This window comes from Polyangium sp. y55x31, from assembly GCF_029946505.1.
In the GTDB taxonomy this organism is placed as follows: Bacteria; Myxococcota_A; Polyangia; order Polyangiales; family Polyangiaceae; genus Polyangium.
The window spans coordinates 106,521-120,300 of the sequence record NZ_JARZHG010000020.1; the positions used below are offsets into that span (position 1 = coordinate 106,521).

Annotated in this window: 10 protein-coding genes; 9 read left to right on the forward strand and 1 reads right to left on the reverse strand. The window is 68.5% G+C overall.

Features of this window, described 5'->3' with window-relative positions:
- The first annotated feature begins 74 nt into the window (after positions 1–74).
- The 6 genes from QHF84_RS29820 (at position 75) to QHF84_RS29845 (ending at position 7,452) form a co-directional block, all read left to right on the forward strand.
- Positions 75–566 (forward strand): cupin domain-containing protein, encoded by a 492-nt coding sequence (locus QHF84_RS29820; RefSeq protein ID WP_281316850.1) that lies wholly within the window; start codon positions 75–77, stop codon positions 564–566.
- Between the two features lie 43 nt (positions 567–609).
- Complete coding sequence (locus tag QHF84_RS29825) at positions 610–1,425, forward strand: YceI family protein (protein WP_281316851.1); 816 nt, start codon at positions 610–612, stop codon at positions 1,423–1,425.
- Positions 1,426–1,429: 4 nt separating this feature from the next.
- Positions 1,430–1,825: a PAAR domain-containing protein gene (locus tag QHF84_RS29830; RefSeq protein ID WP_348652892.1), complete on the forward strand. Its 396-nt coding sequence runs from the start codon at positions 1,430–1,432 to the stop codon at positions 1,823–1,825.
- 121 nt (positions 1,826–1,946) lie between these two features.
- Positions 1,947–3,005 carry an N-acetylmuramidase domain-containing protein gene (locus tag QHF84_RS29835; protein WP_281316853.1) on the forward strand — a complete coding sequence of 353 codons (1,059 nt, stop codon included), beginning with the start codon at positions 1,947–1,949 and terminating at the stop codon, positions 3,003–3,005.
- Positions 3,006–3,021: 16 nt separating this feature from the next.
- Entirely contained in the window at positions 3,022–5,220 is a 2,199-nt protein-coding gene (locus tag QHF84_RS29840) for a DUF2169 domain-containing protein (RefSeq protein ID WP_281316854.1), read from the forward strand.
- A gap of 558 nt (positions 5,221–5,778) precedes the next feature.
- Complete coding sequence (locus QHF84_RS29845; RefSeq protein WP_281316855.1) at positions 5,779–7,452, forward strand: serine/threonine-protein kinase; 1,674 nt, start codon at positions 5,779–5,781, stop codon at positions 7,450–7,452.
- A gap of 407 nt (positions 7,453–7,859) precedes the next feature.
- Here the strand turns inward: QHF84_RS29845 and tssI (QHF84_RS29850) are convergent, their stop codons facing one another.
- Positions 7,860–9,911, reverse strand: coding sequence for a type VI secretion system tip protein TssI/VgrG (tssI, locus tag QHF84_RS29850; RefSeq protein WP_281316856.1), 2,052 nt, complete (start codon positions 9,909–9,911; stop codon positions 7,860–7,862).
- 139 nt (positions 9,912–10,050) lie between these two features.
- Between tssI (QHF84_RS29850) and tssI (QHF84_RS29855) the strand changes: the two genes are divergently transcribed.
- From tssI (QHF84_RS29855) to QHF84_RS29865, 3 genes are all read left to right on the forward strand, one after another.
- A complete protein-coding gene (gene tssI / locus QHF84_RS29855; RefSeq protein ID WP_281316857.1) occupies positions 10,051–11,526 on the forward strand; it encodes a type VI secretion system tip protein TssI/VgrG in 1,476 nt (491 codons plus the stop codon).
- A complete protein-coding gene (locus QHF84_RS29860; protein WP_281316858.1) occupies positions 11,523–12,134 on the forward strand; it encodes a COMM domain-containing protein in 612 nt (203 codons plus the stop codon). Before tssI (QHF84_RS29855) ends, QHF84_RS29860 begins: the two co-directional genes overlap by 4 nt.
- Positions 12,135–12,205: 71 nt before the next feature.
- Entirely contained in the window at positions 12,206–13,765 is a 1,560-nt protein-coding gene (locus QHF84_RS29865) for a hypothetical protein (protein ID WP_281316859.1), read from the forward strand.
- The last annotated feature ends 15 nt before the right edge of the window (positions 13,766–13,780 follow it).

Genomic DNA, 13,780 nt, shown 5'->3' on the forward strand with positions numbered 1-13,780 from the left:
GCCCGATGCAGCTTGCGCTCCTCGTTTCCTCCGCCGACAATCGGCGCGCTCAGGCCTTTCGCCTCGGAGGCACCATGACGACGAAGCCCGAAAGCAAGGACAAGGTCTATCAATCCGCCGACTTCGACAAGACGCCGCCGCGGCCGCGTGTCGTCATGCCGGACAAGCTGATCCACCGCCAGGTCGAGGGCGACGGGCAACGCGACGCGTACTCCAAGGAGCGCAAGCACCCGGTCTTCTTCGTCGATCTGCCCTCGAAGTGCATCAGCATGACGATCGGTCACCTCGATCCGGGGCAGTCGTCGAACCGGCACCGCCACACCTACGAGACCATCCTCTATGTCCTCGAAGGCGAGGGCTACTCGGTCGTGCACGATCAGAAGATCGAGTGGAAGACGGGCGACGCCGTCTACATCCCGGTCTGGACCTGGCACAACCACGTCAACACGAGCACGACGGGCATCGCCCGCTACCTCGCCTGCGAGAACGCGCCGATCCTCCAGAACCTCGGCGGCGTCGCGCTGCGCGAGGAGCTGCCCGAAAAGGGCATGAAAGATCCCGAGTAAAGCTCCTGTCCACGCCGAGGCCCGCGCGTAGTACGCTGGCCGGATGCCACGCGCACGCCTCCTCCTCCACCGCAGTCTTTTCCTCCTCGGGTTCGTCGCGCTCGCCGCGACCGGCTGTTCGAAGGACGAGCCGAACCCGAACGCGGCCCCCGTCTCCTCGTCGCTCGCCCCCGCGAAGCCGAAGACCGACGCGGGCAAGCCGTACGCGGTCGAAGGACAAGGTACGAAGGTGAGCTTCACGATGGATGCGCCCATCGAGAAGATCTTCGGCGAGGCGGACGGCTCGCTCGAAGGAGAGCTCTTCGTCGATCCGGAGGACGTGACGCGATCCACGGGGCTCGTGAAGATCGACCTCGACAAACTGGTCATCTACCAGCAGAAGCGCGCCGACGAGAAGGCGGAGTTCGGCGAGCGCACGAAGAGCGATCTGCAGAACGAGCACGCGCGCAACTGGCTCGGCATCGGCAAGGACGTGCCCGAGGCCGATCGGACGAAGCACCGCTACATCGAGTTCAAGATCTCGAAGATCGAGACGGCGGGCGCGAAGAGCGTGGCGGGCCTCTCGGGCGCCGAGCGCACGATGAAGCTCGACGTGACGGGCGATTTCCGGCTGCACGAGCGCACGGTGCCGAAGAAGGCGGAGCTCGAGGTCACGTTCGTGATGGAGGGGGACAAGGTGGCGAAGGTCCGCGTGAAGTCGACGAAGCCCGTCTCCGTGAACCTCGAGGAGCACGACGTGCGCCCGCGCGACACGCTCGGCGCGATCCTGCAGAAGACCGCCGACGAACTGGCGACGCTCGGCAAGAAGGTCTCGAAGGACGCGATGGTGTCGTTCGAGCTCCAGGCCAAGCCGAAGTGACCTGATGGGAGCGCCGGGCGCGAAGCGGGGGGATCGCATCGTGGGTGTGGACACGCACGTCCTGCTCGTGCCGTCCCCCGGCGGGCCCGTGCCCACGCCGACGCCGATGCCGTTCGGGGGAAGGCTCGAAAAAGACCTCGCGTCGAGCGTCTTCCTCGAGGATCAGCCGGCCGCGATGGTGGGCTCGGGGGCCTCGAACGCCCCTCCGCACGTGCCCGCCGCCGGCCCTTTCCAGAAGACGCCTTCGAACGAGGGGGCCGTGGAGCGGGGCAGCGGCTCGGTCTTCATCGAGGACCGCCCCGCCGCCCGCGCGGGAGACCCGGCCACGACGTGTAACGATCCTGCCGATGCGCCGAATGGCGTGGTGGTCGGCGGCGGCACCGTGCTGATCGGAGACTAGCTCGATCTCGCGCGGGGACGTTTCTTCGCGCGCGGGGCTGTGATATTCGTCTTTGTGCGTCCGGGCGAAGGCTTTCCTCTCGTGCGAGAGCGCGCTCCCTCGGCGGACGAACAGGGTCGCGATGAGCTACGTCGTCAAATCGGGGGATACGCTCGGTGCGATCGCCAGCCGTAACAATACGACGGTGCAGGCGATCATGGCGGAGAACCCGCAGATCACGAATCCGAACGCGATCTCCGTCGGCCAGAAGATCACGCTCCCTGGCAGCGGAGGCGGCGGAGGAATCCCCTCCCCCGCGGCGCCGAGTTCCTACACCGTGCGCTCGGGCGATACGCTCGGCGCGATCGCGAACCGGAACGGCACGACGGTCGACGAGATCATGCGGGCGAACCCGCAGATCAAGAATCCGAACCAGATCTCGCCGGGCCAGCAGATCAACCTGCCGGGCAAATCGAACGGCGGCGGCACGCCGCAGCCGCAGCCGAAGCCGCCGCAGCAACAGCCGCAGCAGCAACAGCCGCAGCCGCAAACGCCGGCGGAAGGCGGGAGCTCGTCGCTCGGCACGCCGCCCGCGACGGGTCCGTGGGAGCTGCCTGCACGAGGCCCCTCGCGCAGGCTCGCCGCGGGCGACTTCGACGCCGCGGCGCGCGAGCTTCAGTGCGAGGCGGCCGCGGTGCGCGCCGTGGCCGAGGTCGAGTCGGGCGGACGAACCGGCTTCGACGATGCGAAGCGCCCGAAGATCCTCTTCGAGATCCACCACTTCAAGCGGCTCACGGGAGGCCGCTACGATCGCAGCCACCCGCATCTTTCGGCGCCGTACAAGAGCCCGCTCCGACGCGCGAGCTACAAGAAGGATCAGTGGGTCGTGATCCGCGAGGCGTTCGCGCTCGATCCGGACGCGGCGGTGAAGAGCGCCTCCTGGGGCATGTTCCAGGTGATGGGCTTCAACCACGAGCTCGTCGGCTGGAAGAGCGTCCGGCAGTTCGTCTACGACATGTACGAGTCCGAGGCGCAGCACATGCGCGCCTTCCTCGGCTTCTGCCGCGGCAACAACCTCGTTCGGTACATCCGCAGCAAGAACTGGGCTTCGTTCGCGCGCGGCTACAACGGCGAGGACTACGCGTCGAACAACTACCACACGAAGATGGCGAACGCCTACGCGCGCTACAGCCGCGGCTAGAGCGCCACTTCCCCCCATGGACATCGTCTCGTATTGCCCGCTCCGGGTCGCCGCGCGGCCGTTCGTCACGGCCGACCGCAGGCACGCGTTGCTCGTCGTCTGCAAAGCGACGTACCTCCTCACGCCGGGCACCTCGGTGCTCCACGAGTCCCAGGAGGACGTCAACGAAGAGGACAACTTCTGGGACGACGATCCACGCCTCAGCGTCTACTCGCCCTGCGATCTCGTGCCCCACAAGCGCGGCGCCGACGTGGTGCTCGTGGGCCACGCGTTCGCGCCGAACGACGTGCCCGTGCGATCGATCCTCACGCGCCTCTGCGTGGGCGAGCTCGACAAGGCGATCGAGGTCTTCGGCGACCGGCACGTGACGCCGTCGGGCGAGCTGCGCGAAGGCCCGCGCGTGACGCGTGTTCGCCTGCGCTACGAGCGCGCCGCGGGCGGGCCCGGGACGACGAACCCCGTGGGCATGCGGCTCGATCAGAAGGACACGTTCGGCGCGATCAAGCTGCCGAACCTGCAGCCGCCGGGGCGTCACGTGACGGGGCCGTCGGATCTCGTGGAGCCCATCGGATACGGCCCGATCGCGGCGACGTGGCCTTCACGCGAGGCGCGCCTCGGTCACCTCGCCGGGCGGTTTTCCCTCGCGGGCTGGTACGAGGCGCCGTTGCCCGAGGGGCTCGATCCGCTGTTCTTCAACGTCGCCCCGCACGATCAAGAGATCCCGGAGATCCGCCCGGACGAACGCATCGTGCTCGAAGGTTTGCACCACGAACATGCGCGGCTCGTGACGAACCTGCCAGGGCTGCGGCCCGAGGTCGTGATGGAGCGGGCGTCGGGTCGCGGCGAGGAAATCACGATGACGGCCGACACGTTGTGGTTCGACACGACGCGCGGCATCTGCACGCTGGTCTGGCGCGGGCGCGCAGCGCTCGTGCATCCGGCCGAAGCCGGGCGCGTGGTGGTCACGATGGTAGGCCCGGGCTGGGCGAGCTCCCACGTGGCGCTCGCGTCCCAGGGGCTGCACGACATCACGATCGCGCCCGACGATCCCGATGGATCGGTCACGAGCGCGGCGTACGCGCCCTCGCGGCCGCACCCGATCATGCCCTTCACGATGAACGCGGTGCAGGCGCCGCCGCCGCGCGAGTCGGGCGTGTTCCCGATGGCTCCGGACATCGACGACGAGGTGACGTTCGTCGGACTGGATACGCCGGCCGCCGATCCGCTGCCGTTCGCGCGTCCGCGCACGCAAGCGCCGCCCGCGCCCGTGGCGCCGCCGTCGCCGCTCCCGTTCGCGCCGCCGCCGATCCCGCCCGTGCCGTTCCAGGCGCGGGATCTGCCGTTCCTGTCGCCGCTCGCGCCTCCGCCGGTACCTCCGCCCGCGCCTCCGGTTGAGCCCGCACGCGTGCGTCCTCCCTCGCGGCACGACCTACCGTTCGTCGCGCCGCCGCCAATCCCGCCGGCCCCACCCGTCGCACCGCACGCATCCCCCACACCCCCCGCGCCGCCGCCCATCGTGCCGCGCCTCGGGCTCGCGCCGCTGGGAACACCTCCGCTCGTCGCGCCTGCGCCGGTGCCGCCCGCGCCCGTCGCGCCGCCCGCGCCCGTTCCTCCGCCGGTCGGCCTGGACGAACCGGAGACCGTCGACGCGCCCGCGATGATCGGCCCGCTCGCGACGGCCGAGATGGCCGCGCGCATGGCCCCGCCGCCGCTCCCGCCGCCGCCCGAGCCGCTGCCCCCGGATCCGCCTGCGCCCGAGGCCCCGAAAGCGCCGCCCGCGCCCGCGCTCCCGCTCGACGACTACCCCATCGAGCGATGCGCGAAGATCACCGCGTCGATCGCGCGCCGTCGCGACGAACGCGCCGAGATCCTGGAAGCCGAAGAGCTCGATCTCGCCCGCTACACGGATCTCGAACGGCACTGGGCCGAGGCCATCCGCGCCGAGTCCGAGCGCGGCAAGACGCGCCTGCTTCGAGCCTTCGACGCCGCCTACGTCGCGCGCCTCGAAGAAGAGCGCGGCCCCATCACCCCGGCCGAGTACGCACGCCTGGTCGTCGCCTCCGAGCGCGGCCACGCCGAGCGCACCCTGGCCGAGCTCGGCCTGCCGCGTGCGTCCATGCTCCGCATCGAGCGCGAGATGCTCGCGCGCACGTCCGCAGATCCTGCCCTCGGCGAGCGAATCCGCCACGCGATCGAAGCCGAGCGGGCCGACTGAGGTCCCGCCCTCGGGGACCACGTCGTCCTTCCGTTCGTCGAGGTCTCGCCCACGCGCAGCGATCCGGTGTACGCTTGCTCCGCGAGCCCGTTCGTCGGCTCGTGGATCGGCCGCATGCCCGCACCTCCCAGGCCCAGCTCCCCGGCGGTAGTCCCCGCCGCTCCGGCGCCTCTGCGCGCTCCGAGCAGCGGGGCGCCCGCGCCCGCCGAGCCTGCGCCTGCACCGGCGGCACCGGAGCCCGAGTGGGAGGTCGAGCTCGGCGCGACACTCGCAGGCGGATTCTCCGCGCCTCCGATTCCGGAGCCACCACCCGCCGCCGCGCCCGCGCCCCCGCGTGCTTCCGCGCCCGCGCCCCCGCGCGCATCCGCTCCTGCTTTCGGTCCCGCTCCCGCGCCCCCGCGCGCTTCCGCTCCTGCTTTCGGTCCCGCTCCCGACCCCGCAAACGCCGCGCCTCTGCCAAGCCCGAACCGCACATCGGCCCCGGCGCTCCCCTTCATCGCGCCCCCGCCTCCACCTCCGCCCGCGGCCGTCGCGAGCGGGCGAAGCTCGTCGCCGGGCATGGGCGCGCCGAGCATGAACGGCGAGCTGCGCCGCTCATCCTCGCCGAGCTTTCCCGGAGCGCCGCCCCCCTCGGGCGCCGACGGCCTGCGCCGCTCCGGTTCGGGTTTGCCCGCGGTCGTCCCCCCACACGACCCGCTCCGTCGCTCCTCCTCGGGCCTCGCCGCCGTCACGCCACCCATGCTCGAAGCGCAACGTCGCTCCTCGCCGGGCCTCGGCCCGCAAAGCGACGGCGCGTTCGTCGATCCCGAGCGCTCCGGCGCGACGCCCGTCGCATACGCCCCCGGCGACCTCATCGGCGGCAAGTACCAGCTTCAGCGCGTGCTCGGCCAAGGCGGCATGGGCGCCGTGTGGGTCGCGCGGAACTTGAGCCTCGACGCCGACATCGCGCTCAAGCTCATCCGCCGCGATCGCGCCACCGAAGAAGCCTCCGCGCGTCTGCTCACGGAAGCACGCGCCGCCGCGAAGCTCGGTCATCCCGGCATCGTGCGCGTCTTCGACTTCGGACAAACCGAGGTCGGCGATCCGTACCTCGTGATGGAGCTGCTCACGGGCGAGTCGCTCTCCGCCATCCTCGCGCGCAAGAAGCGGCTCGACGCAAGCGTCGCACTCCAGACGCTCCTGCCCGTCGCCGCCGCACTCGCCGCCGCGCACCTGAAGGGCATCGTCCATCGTGATCTCAAGCCCGACAACGTCATGCTCACGACGGACGAGTCGGGGAAGATCGTGCCCAAGCTGCTCGACTTCGGCATCGCGCGCGTGCTGCGCGACGACGTCGAGCGGCACGTGACGATCGCCGGCGAGGTCCTCGGAAGCCCCGACTACATGTCCCCCGAGCAAGCCCGCGGCGAGGCGAACATCGATCACCGCACCGACGTCTGGACCTACTCGGTCCTGCTCTACGAGACGATCACGGGCCGCCGCCCGTTCGACGCGCCGAACTACAACGCGCTCATCGCAGCGATCGTGGCAAACACGCCGATGCCCACGCACGCCTACGGCACCGGCGACGCCGCACTCTGGGCGATCATCGAGCGAGGCCTGGCCAAGGAGCGAGGAGCACGCTGGCAGTCGCTGCGCGACATGGGCGTCGCACTCGCAGGCTGGGCCCTCGAGCGCGGAATCCAGCAAGACATCTCGGGTTTGTCTCTCCAGACCGAGTGGCTCGCCCCGAAGATGCGCCGCCTGCTCACGGTGCAACCAGCAGACGTCGCAGGCTTCGCCGCCGCACGCGCCGCCGCCGTCGCCGCCGCACCGCCCGTCGCGCCGCCGCCCGTCACCCCCTCCGCGCCAGGCCTCGCGCTGCCAGGCGTGGCACGTGACGCCAACGACGCAGCAGAGTGGAAGAACCCGCGCGGCCACTCGAACCGGAAGGTGCTGTTCGCCATCGGCGCAGTCGTCGCGCTCGTCGCAGCGTTTTTCCTGGTGCGCGCGCTCCTCCCAGATCCCGCCGGCCCCGAGGGCGTGCCCGCCGCGCAAACCGAAGCGCATCCCACGCCGCCCCCCGCGCCGACGCCAACGCCGGCGCCGGTGCCCACCGCTGCCGAGACGGTGGTGCCTTCGGCGCGGCCGACGACGACCGCAACCGCGACGACGAAGACGGCACCCGCGCCCGTGCGGACGACGCAGACGCAAAAGAAGGCGCCTCCGGTTCCGAAGAACATCCAGTTCTAGGGCGGTAGCGCCGGGGTTTCACCCCGGACCCGACCAGGGGTTGTCCACCCCTGGACCCGGACCAGCGCAAGCGCTGGACTCGGGGTCGATGAACTGCGCGATGCGCAGTTCATCGAACAGCCGGGGGCAAGACCAGCGACGACCCTGCCAGCCAGGACGGCAGCGCGGCTCGACACCCCGTCGCCGCGTGAGACGAACCCTCGTGGTCTTGCCACGGGCCCGTCGGAGAAACTGCGCATCGCGCAGTTTCTCCGCCCTCGGTCCAGGCCGTGCCTGGTCCGGGGTGCAGGGGGCGGACAGCCCCCTGCTGGGGTCCGGGGCAAAGCCCCGCGCCGCGCACCCATGGAACGACGAAGCGGCCGCGGACGGGGTTCGTCCGGGCCGCTTCTCGTTGGAACCCGCGTCCTTCAGGTGTTGATCTTGACCATCGGGCCGCCCTTGATGATCACGTCGCCGCCGGACGACGTCACGCTCACGACGCCGGAGCCTGCGACTTCGATCGTCGTCGCTGTGATCGTCACCTTGTTGCCTTCGAGGGTGATGCTTGCGCCGCCGGGCGTGCCCAGCGTGATCTTGTCGTGCTCCATCACGTGTGCGGTCGTCGGCCCGCCGCCGCCTTCGCCGGGGGGCGCGATTTGCACCGAGTGTGTCCCGCCGACCATCGTCGAGTCGATCCCGCCGACTTGCGTCGAGCGGTTCACGCCGACCACGACGCTCCGGTTCATGCCTGTCACCTCGCGCTCGCTTGCTTGAACCGTCTTCATCAGGTTCTTGCCGATGGTGATGGTCTCGTTTGCCTTCACCGTCTTCGTCCGATCGTTGCCGATCGTGACCTTCTCGTCGCGCTGGATGACCTTCGTTCGATCGTTGCCGACGGTCGTGTTCTCGTCGTTCTTGACCAGCTTGTTGTAGTCGCGTTCGGCCTGGAAACGGACGAGCTCCTTGCCGAGTGCGTCTTCGAACATCATCTCGTTGTAGCCGCCGCTTCCGCCTGTCGAGTTCGAGCGCAGACCGCTCTGCGTCTTGTTGTCCGGCAACTTCCACGGCACCTTTTGCAGGTTCGTGAATACGCGGCCCACGATCACCGGGCGATCTGGATCGCCGCCCATGAAGTCGACGAGCACCTCTTGCCCGATGCGCGGCAGGTTCATGCCGCCGTAGCCTGCGCCGCCCCAGGGTTGGCTCACGGGGATCCAGCACGAGCTGTTGTCGTCCATCTTCGACTCGCGGTCCCAGTGGAAGTGCACGCGTACCCGGCCGAACTCGTCGCAGTGGATCTCCTCGCCGGCGGGACCGACGACGGTCGCGCTCTCCACGCCGTTCACCTTCGGCCGCGGCATCACGGCCTTCGGGCGGTGCGGGATCTTCGTGCTCTTCGCCTCGCAATGGTGCGTCCATTCGCCTGTCGACGTGCCTGCCATGTGCGACTCGACGATGAGCAGCTTCTTGTCCGAGGCGAGATCTGCGCGTGGATGGTCGAGGAAGCTCGTCACCACGCCTGGCCCGAGGTCGAGCACGTTCGTCTGAAACGAGATCGCCGTGCCGCTGCCGCGCTTTGCTTCGAGCCGCTTCTGGGCGAGCTTCGCGCCCTCGGCCTCGTCCGTGCGTGCCTTGCCTTTGTCGTCGGCGACGGGCGTGTCGTCGCCCTTCTCTGCGCCGAACAGGAACGCGCCTGGCGTGTAGTGGAACCGCTCGAGCTTGTCTTCGAGCGGGATCTCCGCGCCGGAGGCTGTGGCTGCGAGGTTGTACGAGGGCGGCCTGCGGTAATCGACGTCGCGCATCGTGTACTTGCCGGGGCGCACCTTGCGGGCCATGCGCACCACGGTCACGTGCTCGCGATCGGCTGTCGTGGGGTTGTCCCGGAACGCGATCGGCTTGCGGGCTGCGTTCGACTGCGGCGCGTCCGAGAGCACGAGCTTCGACCCTTCCTCGGACGGCTCGAAGTAGAAGCTGATCCCTGCGTCCTCCAGCATCCGGCAGATGAACTGGTAGTCCGTCTCCCCGTACTGCACGCGGTACTTGCGCTTCTTGTAGGCGCCTTTGTCGATCTTGAGCACGGGCTCGATGCCCCACTCGGAGAGCATCTTCTGCACGATGTCGGGCTCGGAGAGCTGCTGGAACATGCGGTGGTTCCGGCGCTGCGTCGCGAGCCAGAGCGTGGGCACGATCGAGACGTTGTACGACGACAGGCCTGTCTCTTCTGCGCCGAGCTGCTCGAGCTCGTTGCAGATGCCGGTCCAGATCCGCGGCTGTGCGCCTTCGCCGTGCCCGCCGTGCATCACGAAGCGTGCTGGCTGGCCGACGATGGCCTCGAAATCGACGTTGGGGTTGTCACTGAGGGCGACGAGGCGCACCTCGAAGAGCTGCGAGATCTTCTCGCTCACCGAGAACTCGCGGACATCGAAGCCGTCGCCCGAGGCGAGCTCGACCGAGAGGTTGCTGGTTCTTGAGGCGCTCATGACGTCGTCCCGCGCGAAAGGCCCCGGGATCGGGGCGGCACGAGAGGCTAACACGACTGCCGCGCCGTCGGGGAGAGGCATTCGGAAAGCCCCACCGTCTTGTCTTGACGGTCACGCCGCCATTTGTTGTCCTCTCCTCATGCCCGACGCTCTCGTGCACCTCCGGATCGAGTCCGACGATTTCTCCTGCGACGATTTGCAGGTTTTCGAGCTCTCGGGACGCGAATCGCTCGGAAAGCCGTTCGCGCTCTCGATCGGCGTCGCCAGCACCAGGCCCCCGGGCCTCGACCTCGCGCTCGTCGAGGGTGCGACGGCGACGCTCGTATTCGAAGTCCAGGGCCAGGACGTACGGCGCATCCACGGCATGATCGCCGAGATCCGCGACCGCATCGACACCGAGCCCGACACCCGTTCGTACTACCTGCTCCTCGTCCCGCGCGCGCATCGCCTCTCGCTCGTGCGCACGCAGGAGATCTTCATGGAGCTCTCGGTCCCCGAGATCATCCAGAAGAAACTCGAGCTCGTGGGGCTCGGCGCGGACGACGTGGAGATGCGGCTCACTGCGACGTACCCCAAGCGCGAGTTCGTCGTGCAGTACAAGGAGACCGACCTTGCGTTCGTCTCGCGCCTCGCCGAGCACGAGGGCATCACGTTTTCCTTCGAGCACGAGGGCGACCGCGACAAGATCGTCTTCACGGACGACAACCAGGGTTTTCCCGTCGCGCCGGGGCACGAGCTCGCGCCGTTCCGGGCGCGCGGCGAGCGCCGCGACGTCTTCCACATCGAGGCGACGACCCGCCTCGTGCCGCGGGCCCACGTGGTGCACGATTACAACTATCGTTTACCGCTCGTCGATCCCACGGGCAGCGCCGACGCGCCGTCCGGGCTCGGCGGCGGCCTCGTCGAGTATGGCGCCCATTGCAAGACGCCCGTCGAAGCCGCGCGGCTCGCGAAGATCCGCGCCGAGGAGACCGAGGCGACGCACCGCGTCTTCAGCATGGAGAGTGATCTCGGCTGGATCCGCGCGGGCGGCACGTTCACGCTCGAAGGACACCCCAAGCTCGGCGACGTCACCTTCCTCGTCACCGAAATCGAGCACACGGCGCAGCAGCCGGTGGCGCTCTTCGGCGGCAAGAGAGAAGTCCCGTACACGAACACCTTCCGCGCCATCGAGGCCTCCATTCCGTTCCGGCCCTCGCGCGTCACGCCGGCGCCTCGGATCCACGGCGTCGTCAACGGCTTCATCGCGCATGAGATGGAGGGCACCGAGAGCCTCTTCGCGCGCATCGACGAGGAGGGCCGTTACCTCGTCCGCATGATGTTCGACACGTCGCAAACGGGTGACCGGCAATTCGTCTCACGCCGCATTCGTATGGCCCAGCCGCATTCCGGTCAGAATTATGGGCACCATCACCCCTTGAAGCCTGGGACCGAGGTCCTCATCGGCTTCATCGACGGTGATCCGGATCGGCCCATCATCTTGCATACCGTTCCGAACGCGATCACGCCCTCGCCTGTTGCGTCGAACAGCGCGCCGGCACACCGCATCAAGACGGCGACGGGGATTCTGATCGAGATGAAGGACGCGTTGATCAAGAGCAACAGCGGCGCATGACCCTCCCCTTGTTTTGCCTCGGCGGCAAAGCCGCGCCCGAGGCGATCGAGGCCGATCTCAAGACCCTCGCGCGGCTGCCCGAACGGGCTCGCGCGCGATTCTGGGATGCGCTCGGCCCGGCGCTGCCTGATCCTCTGCCGGCATCGGCCGAGTCTGCGCTCGATACCTTCGCGCGCGCGTTCGACGTCCCGCGCGACGATCTTGCCCGCGCGCTCAAGGCCTCGCGTTTCCTCGTGCGCGAGGCGTGCGCGCGGGGCCTCGATCGCGGGCGATTCGAGGAAGACGTCGTGCGCCTCGCGGGCGGCCCGCTCTCGCCGGAGGCCGCGGTGATCGCGCCGATTTTGCTTTCTCGGTACGATGCGGCACGCGCAGCCCTCGGGGTGAGCGCCTTCCGGGATACGCTCACCGATCACGGCGCCGTCGTCGAATCGATCGAATGGCGGGTCGACGCGGTCCTCGCTTCGAGCCGCGGCGACACGGGGGCCGCGAAGATCGCGGTCCTCACGCTCGGCTACCGCGACGGGGATCGTAAAGATCGCATCACGCTGCATCTGTCACCCGAGAAACTCGAAGAGCTCCGGAGTGCGTGCGAGCGCATGTCGAGCTAGTCATTCGACTTCATAGCTTTACAGCCGGATGAGCGCTCTGTTAGCGTCTCTTCCGTAGGAGGCGCGAGCACATGGCGGATGATGTCTCGGCGGAGGGCAAGTACCTTCTGATTTCGGTGCCCGATTTCGCGATCGATCAAGTCGGGCAGCCGGCCAAGATGGTGCACGAGGATCCGGACGACGAATCCTCGCCGCTGATTCCCAAGGGCGATCGCCAGGGCCAGACGATGAGCTCGTTCTTGCGGCTCGGCGCCTTCCACGAGCACCCGGAGAACGATCCGGCCGCGAAACGAGCGAACGAGCTTGCCCGGGTGGCGCTCGTGGTCTCGTCGGGCCAGGGCGGCCCCGCCACGTTGCCTTACGGGGCCGAGGTCCGAACGAAATACCCCAACCTCGAGGACAACACCGGCGTCGGCGTCCTGCCGCTCAGGGACGAGAACGGCGACATCATCAAGGACGAGAAGACGGGCGAGGAAAAGAAGGACGACCGAGGCGTTTTCCTCGACGACCAGCGCATCGGTGATCCGCCGTGGGGCGACGACGACCGCGAGAACCAATCACGCCTCAAGGAAGAGCGCCTGGCCCATAGCGCGGCGCTCCTCACGCGCGGCGGCTGGTGGGATCATACGGACGGCAATCGCATCTCGACCACCTATGGCGACAAGGTCGAGGTCATCCGCGGCAACTACAAGATGGTCGTGATGAGCCGCCAGGACGATCCCGGGGGCGCGGGCGGCTGGGACCTCTCCGGCGGCCATCTCCAGGACCTCGGCCCGGCCTCCATGCCCGGCGCCAGCGTGCGCGTGGAGTTCCGGCCTGGCCTGTTCGGGCAACGCGGCACCTGGCACCTCGAGAACACCACGAACAACTTCTGCCAGACCAGCGATTACGCCGGCGACTTCTACGAGCACTGGTACGGCAACTACAAGCATTCCATCGTGGGCTCCGAGAACCCGCAAGAATGGAACGCCGATCTGGAAAAACCCTTCGGCAACCCCGAGATCCTGGAGAAGACCTGGGCCTCGAAGATCGAGAGTTACACGGGCAGCCCGAACAAGCGGGTCCCCTCGATCACCGAGGAGACGTACGCGTCGACGACGAGCTCGACGACCGACGTCACGGGCGACATCAACGAGTACACGTATTGCGACGCCAGCATCATCTCGAAGACGGGCAAGATCGACAGGCCCGTTCCTGCGATGCATGAAGAGACGTACGCGGTCGCGTCGAACTCCGTGTCGAACATCGTCACGGCGAACGATTTCACGACCGTCGGCGCGCAGATGGAGACCACGATCGCGGGCACGCTCGGCAGCCTCACGATCGCCGCGGCGCAGCTCGATACGGAGATCATCGGCGCGAAGGGCAACATCAGCATCGTCGGGATCACGGGCGAATTCACGCTCGGCGCGCGCGTCGGCCTCACGATCGGGTGGAGCCACGAGTGGACGATCGGCAAGCACCACGAGGAGATCCGGATTCCGGACAAGAAAGAGATCGCGCTGAAGGAGCTCAATGCCTCGCTCGAGACCATGCACGCGACCCTCAATGACAAATCGGTCTCGCTCGAGAGCAAGCTCACCGCATTGCAGGTAGGCATTGCCGGTGTCCAGGTGCAGCTCGGGCTCTGAGCTTCCGGCGACGTC